Source organism: Clavibacter zhangzhiyongii, from assembly GCF_014775655.1.
In the GTDB taxonomy this organism is placed as follows: domain Bacteria; phylum Actinomycetota; class Actinomycetes; order Actinomycetales; family Microbacteriaceae; genus Clavibacter; species Clavibacter zhangzhiyongii.
Map to the genome: position 1 here is coordinate 857,215 of NZ_CP061274.1, position 18,527 is coordinate 875,741.

Annotated in this window: 14 protein-coding genes and 1 tRNA gene; 10 read left to right on the top strand and 5 right to left on the bottom strand. The window is 72.8% G+C overall.

What is annotated here, in order from left to right; all coding sequences use genetic code 11:
• The first annotated feature begins 39 nt into the window (after positions 1 to 39).
• From H9X71_RS04165 to H9X71_RS04185, 5 genes are all read left to right on the top strand, one after another.
• Positions 40 to 1,434 carry a tyrosine-protein kinase domain-containing protein gene (locus H9X71_RS04165; protein ID WP_191148464.1) on the top strand — a complete coding sequence of 465 codons (1,395 nt, stop codon included), beginning with the start codon at positions 40 to 42 and terminating at the stop codon, positions 1,432 to 1,434.
• Positions 1,435 to 1,739: 305 nt separating this feature from the next.
• Positions 1,740 to 2,735: a hypothetical protein gene (locus H9X71_RS04170; RefSeq protein ID WP_244961766.1), complete on the top strand. Its 996-nt coding sequence runs from the start codon at positions 1,740 to 1,742 to the stop codon at positions 2,733 to 2,735.
• Positions 2,732 to 4,537: a DUF4012 domain-containing protein gene (locus H9X71_RS04175; protein WP_244961768.1), complete on the top strand. Its 1,806-nt coding sequence runs from the start codon at positions 2,732 to 2,734 to the stop codon at positions 4,535 to 4,537. The genes H9X71_RS04170 and H9X71_RS04175 overlap by 4 nt, the downstream gene beginning before the upstream one ends.
• 87 nt (positions 4,538 to 4,624) lie before the next feature.
• On the top strand, positions 4,625 to 5,221 hold the full coding sequence (locus tag H9X71_RS04180; RefSeq protein ID WP_191148465.1) for a sortase: 597 nt from the start codon (positions 4,625 to 4,627) through the stop codon (positions 5,219 to 5,221).
• Between the two features lie 323 nt (positions 5,222 to 5,544).
• Positions 5,545 to 6,087: a RodZ family helix-turn-helix domain-containing protein gene (locus H9X71_RS04185; protein ID WP_244961770.1), complete on the top strand. Its 543-nt coding sequence runs from the start codon at positions 5,545 to 5,547 to the stop codon at positions 6,085 to 6,087.
• Positions 6,088 to 6,126: 39 nt separating this feature from the next.
• Here H9X71_RS04185 and H9X71_RS04190 read toward each other — a convergent pair whose 3' ends face one another.
• Complete coding sequence (locus tag H9X71_RS04190) at positions 6,127 to 6,654, bottom strand: VanZ family protein (protein WP_191148467.1); 528 nt, start codon at positions 6,652 to 6,654, stop codon at positions 6,127 to 6,129.
• Between the two features lie 69 nt (positions 6,655 to 6,723).
• Between H9X71_RS04190 and H9X71_RS04195 the strand changes: the two genes are divergently transcribed.
• From H9X71_RS04195 to H9X71_RS04205, 3 genes are all read left to right on the top strand, one after another.
• Positions 6,724 to 7,755 (top strand): LLM class flavin-dependent oxidoreductase, encoded by a 1,032-nt coding sequence (locus H9X71_RS04195; RefSeq protein ID WP_191148468.1) that lies wholly within the window; start codon positions 6,724 to 6,726, stop codon positions 7,753 to 7,755.
• A gap of 92 nt (positions 7,756 to 7,847) precedes the next feature.
• Positions 7,848 to 10,097, top strand: a complete 2,250-nt coding sequence (locus tag H9X71_RS04200; protein ID WP_191148469.1) for a transglycosylase domain-containing protein — start codon at positions 7,848 to 7,850, stop codon at positions 10,095 to 10,097.
• A 139-nt stretch (positions 10,098 to 10,236) separates the two neighbouring features.
• The gene (locus tag H9X71_RS04205) at positions 10,237 to 11,448 is read left to right on the top strand and encodes an acyltransferase family protein (protein ID WP_191148470.1); all 1,212 of its coding nucleotides are present in this window, start codon (positions 10,237 to 10,239) and stop codon (positions 11,446 to 11,448) included.
• Positions 11,449 to 11,562: 114 nt separating this feature from the next.
• Here H9X71_RS04205 and H9X71_RS04210 read toward each other — a convergent pair.
• The 3 genes from H9X71_RS04210 to H9X71_RS04220 form a co-directional block, all read right to left on the bottom strand.
• Positions 11,563 to 11,636: transfer RNA gene (locus H9X71_RS04210), tRNA-Pro, on the bottom strand.
• A gap of 62 nt (positions 11,637 to 11,698) precedes the next feature.
• Positions 11,699 to 12,643, bottom strand: coding sequence for a metallophosphoesterase (locus H9X71_RS04215; protein WP_191148471.1), 945 nt, complete (start codon positions 12,641 to 12,643; stop codon positions 11,699 to 11,701).
• Positions 12,643 to 15,183: a transglycosylase domain-containing protein gene (locus H9X71_RS04220; RefSeq protein WP_191148472.1), complete on the bottom strand. Its 2,541-nt coding sequence runs from the start codon at positions 15,181 to 15,183 to the stop codon at positions 12,643 to 12,645. The genes H9X71_RS04215 and H9X71_RS04220 overlap by 1 nt, the downstream gene beginning before the upstream one ends.
• A 105-nt stretch (positions 15,184 to 15,288) precedes the next feature.
• On the opposite strand from H9X71_RS04220, the gene sp36 reads away from it, so the two are divergent.
• Together sp36 and H9X71_RS04230 are read left to right on the top strand one after the other, a co-directional pair.
• Positions 15,289 to 15,468, top strand: coding sequence for a Sp36 family protein (sp36, locus tag H9X71_RS04225; protein WP_191148473.1), 180 nt, complete (start codon positions 15,289 to 15,291; stop codon positions 15,466 to 15,468).
• A complete protein-coding gene (locus H9X71_RS04230; protein WP_191148474.1) occupies positions 15,468 to 15,932 on the top strand; it encodes a RidA family protein in 465 nt (154 codons plus the stop codon). Before sp36 ends, H9X71_RS04230 begins: the two co-directional genes overlap by 1 nt.
• A gap of 76 nt (positions 15,933 to 16,008) precedes the next feature.
• Here the strand turns inward: H9X71_RS04230 and acs are convergent, their stop codons facing one another.
• Positions 16,009 to 18,042: an acetate--CoA ligase gene (gene acs / locus H9X71_RS04235; protein ID WP_425321408.1), complete on the bottom strand. Its 2,034-nt coding sequence runs from the start codon at positions 18,040 to 18,042 to the stop codon at positions 16,009 to 16,011.
• Positions 18,043 to 18,527: the final 485 nt, after the last annotated feature.

An 18,527-nucleotide genomic window follows, 5' to 3' on the forward strand; every position in this document is an offset into this window, starting at 1 on the left:
CCGCTGGGGGGCGTGCCATCGACGAGGGGGAGTCGCCTGTTGGAACTGCGTGAGTACATCCGGATCCTGCGACGCTCGTGGGTGCTGATCCTGCTCGTCCTGCTGCTCGGGGTGGGGGCCGCCGCCGGCTACTCGCTGGTGCAGACGCCCGAGTACCGGGCCTCGGCCAAGGTGTTCGTCTCGACGCAGTCGGCCGGCACCGTGCAGGACCTGAGCCAGGGCAGCAGCTTCACCCAGCAGGCCGTGAAGAGCTACGCGGACGTCGTGTCGACGCCCGTCGTGCTCGAGCCGGTCATCGCGCGGCTGGGCCTCGACGCGACCGCGGACTCGCTCGCCCCGCGGGTGACGGCCACCGCCGCCGTCGACACGGTGATCATCGAGATCGCGGTGCAGGACGAGCAGGCCGAGTCGGCCGCCGCCATCGCCAACGCCGTGGCGGGGAGCTTCACCGACGTCGTCGCCGAGCTGACGCCGGTCGACTCCAACGGGCAGCCGCAGGTCAAGATCACCACGCTGAAGGAGGCCCGCATCCCGGGCGCCCCGGTCTCGCCCCGCGTGCCGCTGAACCTCGCGCTGGGCGGCCTCGTGGGCCTCGCCCTCGGCATCGCCGTCTCGGTGCTCCGCTCCACGCTCGACACGCGCATCCGCGGGGAGCGCGACCTGCGGCTCGTCACGCACGCGCCCATCCTCGGCGGCATCGCCTACGACCCGAAGGCCAAGGAGCGCCCGCTCATCGTCCAGTCGGACCCGCGCAGCCCGCGCGCCGAGTCCTTCCGGAGCCTCCGCACCAACCTGCAGTTCCTCGACTTCGGCGGCCGCGCGCGCAGCTTCGTGATCACGAGCGCCGTCGAGTCCGAGGGCAAGTCCACGACGAGCGCCAACCTCGCCATCGCCCTCAGCGACGCGGGTGCCCGGGTCGCCGTCATCGACGCCGACCTCCGTCGCCCGAAGCTCGCGTCGTACCTCGGGCTCGAGGGCGCCGTGGGCCTCACCGACGTGCTCATCGGGCGCGCGCAGCTGAAGGACGTGCTGCAGCCCTGGGGCAACCGCAACATGTTCGTGCTCCCGGCCGGCCAGATCCCGCCGAACCCCAGCGAGCTGCTCGGCTCGCGCACCATGGTCACGCTCCTCAAGGAGCTCGAGGCCGAGTTCGACACCGTGCTCATCGATGCGCCGCCGCTGCTCCCCGTGACCGACAGCGCCGTGCTCTCCAAGAGCGCCGGCGGGGCCATCCTCGTGGTCTCCTCCGGCCGCGCCCACCGCGGTCAGGTCCACGCGGCGATCGAGTCGCTGAACAGCGTCGGCGCCGAGGTGCTCGGCGTCGTGCTGACGATGCTGCCCACCAAGGGCCCGGACGCCTACGGGTACGGCCAGTACGGCTACTCGTACGTCCGCCCCGAGGGCGCGGACGCCGCCAGCCCCGCCACGTCCTGACCCGGTGGCCGCCCGTGTCGTGCCGTCCCGCCGCGCGCGGGGCTGTACCATCCGGGTGACACCACCGCTCGACCCCGCATCCCCCGCTGCGCGGACCGCGGACCCGTGCTCCGTCGCCGGAGCGGGTCGCGGCCCGTCCTCGGGGCGCGGACCGCATCCGGCCGCCCGCGAGGGAGCGCCGACCGCGTGCCGCACGATGCCCGCCATACCGGGAGACACCATGTCGGCTCACGCCGAGGCGCGACCGCGCCGCTCCGGAGGACGCCCCTCCGGCCCCCGCGCCCCTCGGACCGCGGGTGCCGCGCGTGGCTAGGACAGCTCCCGGCGGCCGGAAGCCCATGGCCGTCACCGGCCGCGCCAAGCGCCGCCGTCCCGCGCTCGGCCGCCTGCTCCCCGGCGTGGGGGTGACCGCCGTGGTCGCGTTCCTCGTCATCGACCTGATCCTCGTGTCGGCCGCCGTCACCCGCACCGACGCCGGTCCCGCGGACGCGGGCTCCGCCGCTCCCGCCCCGTCCGCCAGCGCGGACGCGGCGCCCTCCGCGGATCCGACGCCGACGCCCGAGCCCAGCGCCACGACGCCCGCGACGACCGTCGCGGCGCCGACCGTCCTCCTCGCGGCGGGCGACGGCGAGGTCGCGTGGCGCACCACGGCCGGCTCCTGCACGGGCGAGCCCGCCCGCATCCAGACCACCATCGACCGGGGCCGCACCTGGGACACCCGCACGACGGGCGCCTTCGACGCCCGGCGCGTCCTCGCGCTCCAGGTGGAGAGCCCCGACGTGGGCAGCATCGTCGCCGACGTCACCGCCGCGTGCTCGCGCACCACCCTGCAGAGCTTCACCGGTGGCGAGTTCTGGCGCGACGCCCCGGCGCGGACCGCCACCACCGCGTTCGTCGACCCGGCCCAGCCCGGCACCGTGCGCCTCGTCCAGGGCGAGCAGGACGCGCCGTGCGACGACGCCGTGCAGGTCGTCGACAGCGGCCAGGCGGCCGCCGTGCTCTGCGGATCCGGAGAGCTGCACGTGCGCTCGGGCAGCGGTGACTTCCGCCGCATCGACGCCCCCGGCGTGCTCGCGCTGGCGCTCGGGAGCGACGGGATCCTCACGGCCGGCACCGCCGGCTCGTGCGCGGGCACCGCCGTCGGCCTCATCGTGCCCGCGTCCGGCGCCGTCAGCACGCTCGGCTGCGCGTCCGCCGCCCCCACCAGCGGGGCCGTGGCCATCTCGGCCGCCGGCCGCGACGTCTGGCTCCTCACGGGCGACGCCGTCAGCGTCTCCACCGACGGCGGGGCCACCTGGTGACCTCCCCGAGCCGCGTCGCCTCGTCGCGGCGGCGGCCCTGGACGCGGCGCCGCGTCCTCGTGGTCGCGGGCGCCGCCCTCGCCGTGCTGCTGGTGCTCTGGATCGCGTGGATCGCCGCCCGCGCCCTGCTCGCGCGGGGCGAGCTGGAGCAGGCGGTCCCGCTCGCGTCGACCGTGCAGCGCGACCTCCTCGCGGGCGACTCCGCGGGGGCCGCGTCCGGCGTCGCACAGCTCCGCGACCACTCCTCGCGCGCCGTGTCCCTGACGGGCGACCCCGTCTGGGCCGTCACCGAGCACGTGCCCCTCGTGGGCCCGAACCTCCGGGCGTTCCGCGAGGTGTCCGGCATCGTCGACCGCATCGGCGGGGACGCGCTGCAGCCCGTCGTCGGCATCGCGGGCACCCTCGACGTCGGCAGCCTGACCCCGAAGGACGGGCGCCTCGACCTCGACCCCATCGTCGCCGCCCAGGAACCCGTCCGCCAGGCCGACGACGCGCTCGTCACGGCCCTCGACGACGTGACCGCGATCGACACCGGCGCGACGATCCGACCTGTCGCCGACGCGGTCTCGCGTCTCCGCGAGACGGTCGGGAAGGCGGCGGACACCCTCGCGGTCGTCCGCCACGTCACCGACCTCGCGCCGGCCATGCTCGGTGCGGACGGCGACCGCAGCTACCTCCTCATGTTCCAGAACAACGCCGAGGTGCGCTCCACGGGCGGGATCCCGGGCGCCCTCGCGCTGGTCCGCACGGGCGACGGCGCGTTCTCGCTCGCCTCGCAGGACTCCGCGCGCGCCTTCCCCCGGCTCGCCCAGCCGGCGCTGCCCCTGGATCCGCAGACCGCCGGTCTCTACGGCACCATCACCGGGCGCTACATGCAGGACGTCACCCTGACGCCCGAGTTCCCGCAGGCCGCACCGCTCGCCGCGGAGATGTGGCGGTTGAAGCACGGCGACCAGGTGGACGGCGTCATCAGCATCGATCCCGTCGCGCTCTCGTACCTGCTCGAGGCGACGGGCCCCATCACCCTCCCCACGGGAGACGTGCTCCGCTCCGACGACGCCGTCGACCTGCTCCTCCACGACGTCTACCTCCGCTACACGAACCCCGACGTGCAGGACGCCGTCTTCGCGAGCGTCGCGGACTCCGTCTTCGCGAAGGTGTCCTCGGGCGACGTGGATCCCGCGGCCCTGGTGCGCGCGCTCGGCCGCGCCGCCGAGGAGCGCCGGATCCTCATCTGGAGCTCCCGCGCGGACGAGCAGGCCACGCTCGCCGGCACCACCTTCGAGGGCTCGCTGCCGACCACCAACGACGAGTCGACCGTCTTCGGGGTGTTCCTGAACGACTCCACCGGCGCGAAGATGGACTACTTCCTGTCCCTGGCGACCACGCAGGGCATGGCCATGTGCCGCGACGACGGGCGACCCGACTACCGTACCGAGGTCACGCTGACCTCGGACGCGCCGGCCGACGCCGCCTCCCTCCCGCTCACCATCACCGGCGGCGGGGTCTACGGCGTGGCCCCGGGCGACATCAAGACGCGCGTCGCGGTCTACGGACCCCCGGGGACGGTGCCGCTCCGCGTCCTCGTCGACGGCCAGGAGACGCAGTTCCAGCCCGAGGTGGTGGGCGGCCGCGCGGTCGCGCAGGTCGAGGTGACGCTGACGCCCGGCCAGCAGGTCCGCATCACGGTGGACACGCTGGGGGACAAAAAGACCGACACGCCGCTCACGATCGTCACGACCCCGGTCATTAACACGATCGCAACACAATTCCGCTCGCTGTCCTGCGACGCATCCCAGTAGTCTTCCCCGTGGGGGAATGATCGACGGCGGACCCGAGTCCGTCTTGTGACCCCTGTGCACCAGAGAAACTCTTACAGGGGGAACCACATGCTCAAGAAGATCATCGCCGGAGCGGCCATCGCTCTCGCCGCGACGTTCACCGTCTCCACCGCCGCCACGGCTGCGCCCTACACGCCCGAGGGCGGCGTCACGGTCAGCGACCCGACCGTCGCGCCCGGCCAGAGCACGGTCCTGTCCTTCGCGGACGGCTCCTTCGCTCCCGTCGTCCCCGTCACCATCACCATCACCGGTGAGGACGCGGCCAACGCCACGCTGGCCTCCTTCCGCACGGCCCCCATGGCCGTGACGTCCAACTCCATCACCAAGAACTCGACCAGCGCCGGCGGCCTCCGCGTCACCGTCACGCTGCCCGCCGGTTCCGCCTCGGGCTCCTACGCCCTGACCGGCACCGACACGCAGGGCAACACCGTCTCCACGACCATCTCGGTCGTCGCGGCTGCCGGCAACGGCACCTCGACCGGTGGCGCGAACGCCGGTGGCAACGCCGCCGACGGCTCGGCGCTCCCCGTCACGGGTGGCCAGATCCCCGTCGTCCTCATCTGGACCGGCGGCGGCCTGCTGCTGCTCGGCGCCGCGCTCGTGGGCGTCCTCGCCACGGTCCGTCGCCAGCGCGCGTCGGTCTGATCCGCATCACGACCCGCGTCGCCTGACTCCCTCCGGAGCGGTGCGACGGAAGGCCCCGAGGCAACCGCCTCGGGGCCTTCCGCCGTCTCCGGGTGCCCGGCGCCGAGCCCGCCCGGCGTGACCCCAATCCGGGGTCCATCGGGCTCCGGGGCCTTCGCGGGGGTGCGAGACGCCGATAGCATCGCCGACGTGGGTTTACCCGACCCGCTGTCCGCCCTTGGCGCCGACCCGAAATCGCGCGCCGCGGACACCACCGCCCCGAGGCGATACCCGTCGTGCCCCCGCACGTCCGTCTCGGGCGTATCAGCGAAGGCACACCCGAGATGCTCTCCAAGACCCTGGCGGGCGCGTTCGTCGCGCTCGCGATCGCCGTTTCCGCTCCTCTCGCCGCCCAGGCGGAGAACTACGTCCCCAAGGACTCGCTCCTCGCGTGCGGCGGCATGTCCGCCACGCCCGCGGCCGTCGCGCCCGGCGGGTCCGTCACCGTCACCGGCGCCGCCGGCTCGTTCCAGGCGGGCGAGTCCGTCGCCCTCCGCCTCTCCGCCACCGCCGGCGCGGCCCCCGTCGCCGGCGACCCGGCCGCCACGGTGACCGCAGCCGCCGACGGATCGCTCACGGGCACGCTCGTCGTCCCGACGACCGCCACCGGCACCTGGCGCGCGAACGAGACCGCCGCGTCCGGCGACCACTGGTGCGGCGTCGTCTCCGTGGTCCCCGCCAGCACGCGCACCGCCGCGGAGAGCGGGACGCTCCCCATCACGGGCGGCACGCTGCCGACCGGCCTCGCGATCACCGGCGGCGGCCTGCTCCTCGCCGGCGCCGCGGCTGCGGGCATCGCGACGGCCCGCCGTCGCCGCGCCTCCTGACGCCCGGCACCGCATGACCCGCGACGCGGGCGGATCCGATCACGACCGGAGCCGCCCGCGTCGCCGCGTCCGGGCCGCGGACAGCCCGCAGACCGCCACGCCGACGAGCGCGCCCAGCCCGTTGGCGGCGACGTCGGTGACGGACGCCACGCGTCCCGGCAGGAACGCCGCCTGCACGAGCTCGACCGAGCCGGAGAGCACGGTGCCCGTGAGCACGACGGCCCACCACCGTCCGAGGCCCAGCGCCAGGATGCCCAGCATCCCGAGCGGCACGAAGAGCACCACGTTGGCGGCCTCCTCGATCATCGAGTACCGGAACCACGGGGTGCCGTGGTACTGGAGGAAGAGCACCCCGCGCATGAGGTGGGGGTAGACGCCCCGGTCGACGCTGTCGGGCGTGAGCGTGACGAGCGCGATGAGCGCGACGTACGCCGCCAGCAGTCCCGCCGCCCGCGTGCGTCGCCGCCGACGCGTCTCCCGGTCCTGCCGCTCGCCCCAGGGGGAGCGCGTGGCGGGTGCGCCGCCGTCCGCCGCGCCGCGCGGGGGAGAGGGGGCGACGGGGTCCATGTGGCCCGCAGCCTAGCAACGCCCCGCGCGCGCGGGAATGCGCCGCGGATCCGCCCGGTTCCCCCCGGCGTGACCCACCTCGACCGCGTCTCCCTGGATGTCCTGGACCTCGCCCCGCGCCCCTTCGGCGGAACCAACGCGGACGCCGTCGCCGGCAGCGTCCGGCTCGCGCAGGAGGCGGAGGCGGCCGGCTACTCCCGGTTCTGGGTCGCGGAGCACCACGGCATGCCCGGCATCGCGAGCTCGGCGCCCGCCGTCCTCCTCGCGGGGATCGCCGCGCGCACCTCCACCATCCGCGTGGGCAGCGGCGGGGTGATGCTGCCGAACCACACGCCGCTCGTCGTCGCCGAGCAGTTCGGCACCCTGCGCGCGCTCTACGGCGACCGGGTCGACCTCGGCATCGGCCGCGCCCCCGGCACCGACGGCGCGACGGCCCTGGCCCTCCGCCGCAGCGAGGCGGGCCTCGGCGCGGACGACTTCCCGCAGCAGCTCGTCGACCTCATGGGCTTCTTCTCCGGCGACATGGCGGACGACAACCCGCTCCGCGGCATCACGGCCGTGCCCGGGCTCGGCGACGCGCCGCAGATGTGGCTCCTCGGATCGAGCGGCTACTCCGCGCAGGTCGCCGCCGCCCTCGGCATCCGCTTCGCCTTCGCGCACCACTTCGCGGGCGACCGCACCGAGCAGGCCCTCGAGATGTACCGCGACAGGTTCCGCCCGAGCGCGGACCTCGCCGCGCCCCACAGCGCCATCGCCGTGAGCGTCATCGTCGACGAGGACCCCGAGGTGGTCGACCGCGAGTCCCTCGCCGGCAGCCTCACCTTCCTCCGCATGCGCCAGGGCGGTCGACCCCAGCCGGTGGATCCCGCGGAGGCCGCCGCCCACGAGTTCAGCGACCTCGAGCGCGAGATCATCGGGGCCAGGAACCGACGCCAGGCCATCGGCTCACCGGAGGCCGTGCGGATCGGCCTCGAGCGGCTCCTCGCGAGCACGCGCGCCGACGAGCTCATCGTCGCGCCGTCGTCCACGAGCCTCGAGCACCGCATCCGGACCCTCCGCACGGTGCGCGACCTGGCCTCCGCCGAGGCCCGCGCGGCCTGATCGGTAGTGCACTCATCACATTTCGGCCACGGGGAGCTGGGACCATACCTGAGGCGGACGCGAGGCCCCGGAGCGCGGGTTAGATTCGTAGCATGAGGAAAACTGACCTGACCATCTCGACCCGGTTGGGCGCGTTCCTCGGACTCGTCGGCATGAGCACCATCGCCGGCGTCCTCGTGGCCGCCATGGTGACCCCCGCCATCGCCGTCTCCGGCATCGCGGCCAACAGCACCATCGGCGTGTTCGAGGACATCCCCGACAACCTGCAGATCGACAACCTGGCGCAGAAGACCGTCCTGTTCGCCAAGCAGGGCGACCAGCAGGTGCCCTTCGCCGAGTTCTTCTCGCAGGACCGCGAGGAGGTCCCGTGGGAGGCCGTCTCGCAGTACGCGAAGGACGCCGCCATCGCGACCGAGGACCCCCGCTACTACGAGCACGGCGGCGTCGACGTCCTCTCGGCCGCCCGTGCCCTCGCGCAGAACGTCCTCAACAAGGAGGTCCAGTCCGGCGCCTCCACCATCACCATGCAGTACGTCCGCAACGTCCTGGTCCAGAAGGCCCAGAACATGGTCGACTCCTCCGACGAGGAGACGCAGGCCGCGGGCCGGAAGGCCTTCACCGAGGCGACCCAGCCCGACATGCCCCGCAAGCTCAAGGAGATGCGGATGGCGATCGGGGTGGAGAAGAAGTACTCCAAGAACGAGATCCTCCTCGCGTACCTCAACATCGCGAACTTCGGCAGCCGCGTGTACGGCATCGAGTCGGCGGCCCGCTACTACTTCAACGTCTCGGCGGCCGACCTCAACCTCGAGCAGGCCGCGAGCCTCATCGCGACCGTCAACGCCCCCGAGATCTACAAGATCGACAACACCGACAACCTCGAGCGCAACAAGGGCCGGCGCGATCTGCTGCTGAGCAACATGCTCAAGGAGCAGAAGATCACGCAGGAGCAGTACGACGCGGCCGCGGCCGCGCCGGTCGCGCCGACCATCACGCCCTCCACGAGCGGCTGCATCCAGGCGAACCCGATCTCGGCCGCGTACTTCTGCGACTACGTGAAGAACGAGATCCTCACCAACGAGGAGTTCGGCGAGACGGCCGCCGACCGGGACGCGCTGCTCAAGCGCGGCGGCATGCAGGTCTACACGACGCTCGACCTCGACATCCAGGCGAACGCCGCCGAGCAGATGCGCAAGCAGGTGCCGACGACGGCGCGCTTCACGAAGATCGGCGGATCCGTCGTCTCGCGCGAGGTGAAGACCGGCCGCGTCATCGCGATGGCGCAGAACACCGACTACGGCGTCGCGCAGGACCAGGCGGGCGTGACCGAGATCAACTACTCGGCGGACAAGGCGCACGGCGGCTCCGCCGGGTTCCAGGTCGGGTCGACGTACAAGATCTTCACGCTGGTCGACTGGCTGAAGAGCGGCAAGTCGATCTACCAGACGGTGAACGCGTCGAAGACCCAGTGGAACCAGTCGGAGTTCCGCGCCTGCGGCGAGCGGATCGGATCCGACTCGTACAAGGTGACCAACGACCGCAACACCGGGGCGACCGCGAACCAGACGGTCCTGCAGGCGACCGTGGCCTCCGTGAACTCGGCCTTCATCGCCATGGCCAGCCAGCTCGACATCTGCGAGATCAACCAGACGGCCAAGGACATGGGCGTCTACAACGCGGACCAGCGCGAGCTCCAGGCCTTCCCGCCGGACGTGGTCGGCTCGGGCGGCAACAACGTCGCCCCGCTCCAGATGGCCACCGCCTTCTCCTCCGTCGCGAACCAGGGCACCACCTGCCCGCCCATCGCGATCGACAAGGTCGTGCTCCCGGACGACTCCGAGCTCGTCACGCCGAAGAGCCAGTGCGCCCAGGCCATGAGCCCCGAGGTCGCGAACACGGCCGCCTTCACGCTCAAGGCGGTCATGGGCGGCACGGGCGCGGCGTCGAACCCCCGCGACGGCACCGAGATCATGGGCAAGACCGGCACGACCGACGCGTCGAAGGACACGTGGTTCGTCGGATCCTCGACCGAGGTCACCACCGCGGTCTGGGTAGGCAACGTGGAGGGCTTCGCGTCCATGCGCCGCAACAGCCTCAACGGCGCCGCCGCGGACAGCGCGCGTCACCGCATCTTCAAGCCGCTGCAGACCTTCATCGACGACCGCTACCCGGCGGAGGGGTTCCCCGCGCCGAGCAGCTCGCTGACGAAGCGGCCCTACGTGCCGCCGGCACCGAAGCCCACGCAGTCCGCGGCGCCCACGGCACCCCAGGCCCCCGCGGCTCCCGCCGCTCCCGCCCAGCCGGCACCGCCCGCTCCTCCCGCCGACGACACGGAGGACTGAACCCGCGCTCGATGGGGAGCGCGCGCCGACGGCCGTCACCTGACAGGTGGCGGCCGTCGTGCCGTCCGCCGCACCGAGCTCCACGACGGCGCCCTCGTAGACTGGACGACCGCCGCACCACCGACCCGGGGAGGCCATCATGACCGGGACCCCGACGTCCGCGCCCGCGCCCGCACGCGTGCGCACGCTCCTGCCCGGCATCGAGGGACTCCGCGGCCTCGCGGCCGTCGCCGTGCTGCTGTACCACGTGCAGCGCCAGCTCGCCCGGCCCACGACCGACGTCCCGCTCGTGGGGGAGGTGGCGTTCTTCAGCCACGGCGTTACGCTCTTCTTCGTCCTCAGCGGCTTCCTGCTGTTCCTGCCGTTCGCACGCGGCCTCGTCGACGGCGGGACGATGCCGCGGCTCTCGCGCTACGCCGCCAACCGCGCGCTGCGGGTCTTCCCGGGCTACGTCGTCGTGCTGCTGATCGTGAGCCTCGTCCTGCGCGTCGCGATCCTGCCGCGGGAGACGCGCGACGCCGGCATCTCCGTGGGCGCCCTCGGGCCCGTCGACACCGTCGTGAACGCGCTGCTCCTCCAGGGGTACGCCCCGCGGACCCTGCGCAGCGGCATCGAGGTCGCGTGGACCCTGTCGGTGGAGGTGTCCTTCTACGTGGTCCTGCCCGTCGTGGCGCTCCTCGCGGCGCGGCTCCTCCGCGGGCGGCCGACGTGGATCCGCGCGCTCGCACCCGCCGCGGCCCTGCTGCTCGTCGGCGTGGCCGGCAAGGTCTGGTCGATGGTCGCGCAGGCGCCGCTGAGCCACCGCGGGCGCCTCGCGAGCGAGTGGGGCGTCACGTGGGAGGCGGTGGCGAACCGCAGCATCCTGGTGCACGCCGACCTGTTCGCCTACGGCATGGCGGCGGCCGTGATCCTGCTCACCCTCTCCGCCGACGAGGGCCTGCGCGACCGCGTGGCGGCCTGGCGCATCCCGGCGGGCATCGTGGCCGCCGGCCTCATCGTCGTCGCCTCCGAGGCGCCCGTGGGGGCGTTCGAGGAGAGCATCGTGGCGGCCGCCTGCGCGACGCTCCTGCTCCTCGTGGCCCTGCCGCGCCGGGGCGGTTCCCTCGGCCCCGTGACGCGCTTCCTCGAGCTCCGGTGGATCGCCTGGCTCGGCACGATCTCGTTCAGCGTCTACCTCTGGCACCTGCCGGTGATCCGCTTCCTCCGCCGCGCGGGCCTCGTGCTGCCGGACACGCTCGCGGGCTTCGCCCTCAACACCCTCGTGGTCGGCGCGGTCACGCTCGTGCTCTCGGCGGCGACGTACTACGCGATCGAGCGGCCGGCGCTGCGGCTGAAGCCCGGCTCGCGGTAGGCGCCCGGCGCATGGACGAGGGCGCGGGCGCCGAGGACGACGAAGGGCCGCTCCCGGGGGAGCGGCCCTGTCGCGTTCTGCCTGTCGTGCTGTGCCTCCTGAGGAGGTGGTGTGTCGGGGTAACAGGATTTGAACCTGCGACCTCTTCGTCCCGAACGAAGCGCGCTACCAAACTGCGCCACACCCCGATGGCCCGAGGGCCGGGCTCTACGATACCCGATGTTCCGGGCTCCCGAGTACGCCCGGACGGTCAGACCGCCGTGAGCGTGAGCAGCGTCGCCTCGGGGTAGCAGGCGAAGCGCACCGGCGCGTAGATCGAGGTGCCGAGACCCGCGCTCACGTGCAGGTGCGCAGCCCGGTCGGCGTGCGGCCAGACGCTGAGGCCCTTCACCTGGCGACGCGGGATGTCGCAGTTGGTGACGAGGGCGCCGTAGCCCGGCACGCACACCTGACCGCCGTGCGTGTGGCCCGCGAAGACCATGCGGGCGCCGTTGGTCACGAACGAGTCGAGCACCCGGCGGTATGGCGCGTGGGCGACGCCCACGGACACGACAGGCGCATCCGACGCCGCCTGGTACGCGTCGTCGTCCTCACGCAGCGCGTCGAGCGCGCCGGGGAGGGCGTCGAGGCGGTCGAAGTCGCGGTGCGGGTCGTCGACGCCGAAGAACTCGAGCAGCGTGCCGTTCACCTCGATCGCGCCGGCGGCGTTGTTGAGGTCGAGCCAGCCGAGCGAGGCGTACAGGCGCTCGAGCCGGGGGAGGTCGAGGTCCGCCGGGCGCTGCGTGGCGTGCGTGTCGGCCGTGAAGTACTTGAACGGGTTCTTCATCATCGGGCCGTAGTAGTCGTTCGAGCCGTGCACGAAGACCCCGGGGATCCCGCGGAACGCCTCGAGCGTCTCCTCGACGGCGACGATGCCCTGCTCGTGCCCCGTGTTGTCGCCGGTGTCGACGACGAGGTCGGGCTCGAGCGCGGCCAGCTCGCGCACCCAGCGCTGCTTCTTGTGCTGCCACGGCGCCATGTGCATGTCCGAGAGGTGGAGCACGCGGATGGGGTCGGCTCCCACGGGGAGCACGGGCACCGTGACCTCACGGAGCGTGAAGCGACGGCGCTCGTAGAAGGAGGCGTAGGCGAAGACCGCGGCACCGACGGCCGCGAGACCGCCGGCGGTGCGGGCGACCGTGCCGATCACGCCCATCAGCTGCGCCCGATGTAGAGCGTCACGGCGCCGTTGGCCGGCTGGCCCGCGGCCGGATCCGTGCGGGTCGCCTTGCCGATCTGCGAGTTGTCCGGCACCGACTCCTGAGCCATGGTCACGTCGAAGCCGGCCGCGCGCAGCGTCTGGCGGGCGCTCCCCATGTCCTGCCCGCGGACGTCCGGCACGGTGCCGGCGGCGCCCTGCTGCTGCGGGGCCGCCGCGGGGCCGCTGCTCGTGAACACGGTCACGGTGGATCCGCGGGCCGCGTTGGCGCCGGCGCCCGGATCGGAGCCCGCGACCTGGCCGGCCGGCACGGAGGAGGCGCGCTCGCCGCCCTGCGCGAAGGACAGGCCGGCGCCCTCGATGGCGGACTGCGCGTCCGCGGGCGACATCCCCGAGACGTCCGGCACCTGCACCGTCGGGGTGCGGGTGAGGTCCGCTGCCGGGCCGGGGAACGCGGAACCCTTGTAGACCGAGTTGACGGCCTGCATGAACGGCTTCCACACGGCGAAGCGCGCGGTGGACATGAGCTGGCCGTTGGGCAGCTTCGTGTTGCGCTGGGTGATGCCCTGGCCCGAGGAGCTGCCGACCCAGATGGCCGTCGTGACCTCGGTGCTGGAGCCCACGAACCAGGTGTCCTTCGCCTTGTCGGTGGTGCCCGTCTTGCCGATGAGCGGGGTGCCGTCGTTCGTGTTGGCGGCCGCGCCCGTGGCGCCCATGACGCCGGCGAGCGCGTAGGCCGCGGTGTGCGCGACGTCGGGGCTGACGGCCTCGCGGCAGTTGGCCGACGGCGGCGTGATCTCGGTCGCGTCCGGCAGGACGACCTTGTCGATGAGGATCGAGTCGCACGTGGTGCCGTTGTTGGCGACCGTCGCGTAGGCCTGCGCCATGGAGAGCGGGGCGATGTTGTTGCCGCCCGAGCCGATGATGTCCGACACGTAGTTGGAGAGCGGCTTGTCCGGCACGGCCTGGTGGATGCCGACGTCCTTCGCGGTCTGGCCGATGCCGCACATGTCGAGCTCGCTGGCCATGGCCATGAACGCCGTGTTGGTGGAGTTCGCGGTGCCGGACATCACGGTGCGGTTCGGGCCCGGGGCCGCGCCGTCGTTGGTGACCTTGAGGACGTCGGAGCCGAGGTTGCCGCCGGTGCAGGAGTCCTGGAAGTCGCGTCCGCTCCACGTGCCGTTGGACGAGCGCACGACCTCGTTGACGGAGTGCCCCTCCTTCAGCCACTCGAGCAGCGTGACGAGCTTGTACGTCGATCCCACCTGGAACCCGCCCGAGCCGCCCTTGTTCTGGTCGGTGTTGTAGTTGACGCTCGTGACGCCGCGCTGGTCGCTGTTGCCGTAGTCGGTGTTCTGCACCATGGCGATCACGCGGCCGGTCTTCGCCTCGACGCTCGTCATGGCGGATCCCACGTTGATGCTGTTCATCGTGGTGGGGATCTGCTTGCGCATGTCGTCCGTGGCCTTGGCCTGCAGGTCGAGGTTGAGCGTCGTGTAGATCTTGTAGCCGTTGCGGTTGAGGTTGCGACGGGCCTCGTCGGGGTTGGCGCCGAACTCCTTCGAGTTCTCGACCGTGTACTTGACGGCGTCGCAGAAGTACGCGGCGCTGGCCGGCTGGGCCGCGTTGCAGCCGCTGACCGACGGGGTGATGACCGGCGTCACGGGTGTGGCGATCGCCTCGTCGCGCTGCGCCTGCGTGATGCTGTGGTGCTTCAGCATGTTGTCGATGAGGATGTCGCGCCGCGCCTGGTTCGCCTTGACGTTCTCGGGCTTGTCGATGCGGAGGGCGGTCGGGTAGTTGACCGTGGCGACGAGGCTCGCGGCCTGGGCGATGCTGAGGTCCTTGGCGTCGACGCCGTAGTAGTACCTCGCGGCCGACTGGATGCCGTAGACGTTGCCGCCGTAGGTGGCGATGTTGAGGTAGCCGAGCAGGATGTCGTTCTTGGAGAACTTCTTCTCCAGGCCGATGGCGAGTCGCATCTCCTTGAGCTTGCGGGCGGTCGACTCCTTCGTCGCCTCCGCGTAGGCCTTCTTGCCCGCGTCCGGATCCGTCTCGGCCAGCGCCTCCGCCTTCTGCACGAGCACGTTCTTCACGTACTGCATGGTGATGGTGCTGGCGCCCGACTCGACGCCGCCGCCGATGACGTTCTGCGCGAGCGCCCGGAAGGTGGACTGCACGTCCACGCCGGCGTGCTCGTAGAAGCGGGGGTCCTCGGTGTCGACGGCCGCCGCCTTGGCGTTGTCGGACACCTCGTCCCAGCTGACCTCCTGGCGGTTCTGCGCGTAGAACTCCGCGAACTTGACGGGCTGGCCGCCCTGCGTCGCGTACAGCTCGGTCTTCTGCGCGAGGTTGTCGATCTGCAGGTAGTCCGGGAGGTCGTCGAAGATGCCGATGGTGTCGTTGGCCGCGAGGCTCGTGACGGCGATGGCGGGGGTGACCATCGCGGCGACCAGCACGCCGGCGACGACGCTCATGCCGAGGACGCCCGTGAGCGCGGCGGCGACGCGGCCGGGCGTGTTCTTGGAAGCAGACATAGACTCCAGAGTACGGGAAGGGTGTATGGGAACCCGTGAGACCTGTGCGCCGGCCGCCCGCGCCCGTCCCGTCATGCATCCAGACCCGACCGGCAAGGAGCCGAGATGACCGCAACGCCCGGGCAGTGGGAGTACCTCACCACGCCGCTGATGATCCACAACACGGCCGCCATCCTCAACACCTGGGGGTCCCAGGGCTGGGAGCTCGTCCAGGTCGTCACCGGCCCCGAGGGCGGCCTCGTGGCCTACATGAAGCGCCCGCTCGCCGGCGAGCACGGCGCCTGATGGACGTGATCTCCGAGCGCCTCGCGGAGCTCGGCATCGAGCTGCCCGCCGTCGCGGCGCCCGTCGCCGCCTACGTCCCGGCCGTCGTGCACGGGGGGATCGTCTACACCAGCGGCCAGCTGCCCTTCGTCGACGGCGCGCTCGCCGCGACGGGCAAGGTCGGCGCCGAGGTGTCGGCCGAGGACGCGAAGGCGCTCGCCCGCACGTGCGCGCTGAACGGGCTCGCGGCAGCGGCGGATGCGGCCGGCGGCGTAGACCGCATCGCCCGCGTCCTCAAGGTCACGGGCTTCGTCGCGTCGGCCGAGGGCTTCACCGGCCAGCCCGGGGTGGTCAACGGCGCCTCCGAGGTGCTCGGCGAGATCCTCGGCGACGCCGGCATCCACGCGCGCTCGGCCGTGGGCGTCGCGGAGCTGCCGCTCGGCTCGCCCGTCGAGGTCGAGCTCGTGGTGGCGCTCGTCGACTGACGCGCGCCGCCGCGCCGGACACGAGGAGGGCCGGGTGCACGCACCCGGCCCTCCTCGTCTCCGCCGACCCGGCCCGTCAGCCCGCGCTCATGCGCTCGGTGATGACCTGCATCACCTGCGTGTCCGCGAGCGTGGTGGTGTCGCCCACCGCCCGGCCCTCCGCGACGTCGCGCAGCAGGCGGCGCATGATCTTGCCCGAGCGCGTCTTGGGCAGCTCCTGCACGACGAAGACGCGGCGCGGCTTGGCGATGGCGCCGATCTGGTCGGCCACGTGCTTCCGCAGGACCTCGTTCGGGTCCTCGTCGCCCAGGGCGCTGGCCTCCGCCGTGCGGAGGATCACGAACGCCACGACGGCCTGTCCGGTCGCCTCGTCGGACGCGCCGACCACCGCGGCCTCGGCCACGTACGGGTGGCCGACGAGCGAGGACTCGATCTCCGCCGTCGACAGGCGGTGGCCGGAGACGTTCATCACGTCGTCCACGCGCCCGAGGAGCCAGATGTCGCCGTCCTCGTCGAGTCGGGCGCCGTCACCCGCGAAGTAGCGGTCGCCGAAGCGGTCCCAGTAGGTCTCGCGGTAGCGCTCCGGGTCGCCCCAGATGCCGCGCAGCATGCCGGGCCACGGCTCGGTGACGACGAGCAGTCCGCTCTCGCCGCGCGCCACGGGCTCGCCGGCGTCGTCGACGACCGCCACGGAGATGCCGGGGATCGGCGTCTGCGCGGATCCGGGCTTCGTCGCCGTGATGCCGGGCAGGGCGGAGATCATGATGCCGCCGGTCTCCGTCTGCCACCACGTGTCGACCACGGGCACGTCGCCGCCGCCGATCACGTCGCGGTACCAGCGCCAGGCCTCCGGGTTGATGGGCTCGCCGACGGAGCCGAGCAGGCGGATGGAGGAGAGGTCGCGCGCGTCCGGGATCCCGCGTCCCGTCTTCATGAAGGAGCGGATCGCGGTGGGCGCCGCGTAGAGGATGGTCACGCCGTGCTTCTCCACGATGTCCCACCAGCGGCCGGGCCCCGGGGTGTCGGGCGTGCCCTCGTAGATCACCTGCGTGGCGCCGTTCGCGAGCGGGCCGTAGACGACGTAGCTGTGCCCGGTGATCCAGCCGACGTCGGCGGTGCACCAGTAGACGTCGGTCTCCGGGTGCAGGTCGAAGACGTTGCGGTGCGTGTACGCGACCTGCGTGAGGTAGCCGCCCGAGGTGTGCAGGATGCCCTTCGGCTTCCCGGTCGTGCCGCTCGTGTAGAGGATGAAGAGGGGGTGCTCGGCCTCGAACGCCTCCGCCTCGTGCTCGGCGTCCGCGGTCGCGACGCGCTCGTGCCACCAGAGGTCGCGGGCGTCGTCCCAGCCGACCTCGTTCCCGCCGCGGCGGACGACGAGGACGTGCTCCACGGATCCGGCCGATCCGACGAGCGCCGCGTCCACCGCGGGCTTCAGCGGGAAGACCTTGCCCTTCCGCCAGCCGCCGTCCGCGGTGATGACGACCTTGGCGGACGCGTCGTCGATGCGGGCGCGCAGGCTCTCGGCGCTGAACCCGCCGAACACGACGGAGTGCACGGCGCCGATGCGAGCGACCGCGAGCATCGCGACGACGGCCTCGGGGATCATCGGCAGGTAGATCGCGACGCGGTCGCCGGCCACCACGCCGAGGTCGGCGAGGGCGTTCGCGGCGCGCTTGACCTCCGCGGTGAGCTCGGCGTAGGTGAGGTCGCGGGTGTCGCCCGGCTCGCCCTCCCAGTGCAGGGCGACCCGGTCGCCGTGGCCCGCGAGCACATGCCGGTCGAGGCAGTTGTGCGCGACGTTGAGGCGGCCCTCGGGGAACCACCGGGCGACGGGGGCGTCCGACCAGTCGAGGACCGTCTCGAAGGGGGTCTCCCAGGACACCAGCTCGCGGGCGCGGTCCGCCCAGAAGCCGAGGCGGTCGGTGGCGGCCGACACGGCCAGCGACTCGTCGGCGACGCGTGCGGCGCGGAAGGCGTCCGACGGCGGGTGGACGGCTCCCGGCGCATGCGCCTCGGGCGGTGCGGAGAGGGTCGCGACCCCCTCCTCGTCCTGGCCGCGCGGGGCGGTCCTCGGGGTTCCGGGGTCGGTCGATTCGGGGTTCTGGGACATCGTCATCCTCTCCGCGACCCACGTTAGCGGGTGGCCGCCACGGGCCGTCGGCCGGCCCGGCGCGCGTCCCGCTCGCGCCCCGGCCGGGAGTCCGGTGGGTGATCGGCCAGAACTCGCACAACCCTCCCGTCGCGGGAGGCGCGCGGCGTATGCTCGTGCGTGTCGGGCCAAGTCCGACGTGTGGCGACCTGTGGATTCCCCCGATCCGTCGTCACGTGGCGGCGCCCGTTCCCCCGATGGGCGCCGCCCCTCTCCTCTTGGCGCGTTCCTCCCCACTGCATCCCGTCATCGACCCGTCCCCACGTGGGCCCGCGCACGCTCCGCGGGGGACCGGCCCGCCTAGCCTCCGCGCATGGACGACTGGCAGGGGAGACGGGGGCGCGGCGCGCCCGCACCGGCGGCAGGACGGCTCGACGTGCGCGTGCCCGCATCGGATGCGGGCGGCACGAGGCCGTCGACGGGGCGGGCGGCGTTCGTGCCACGGG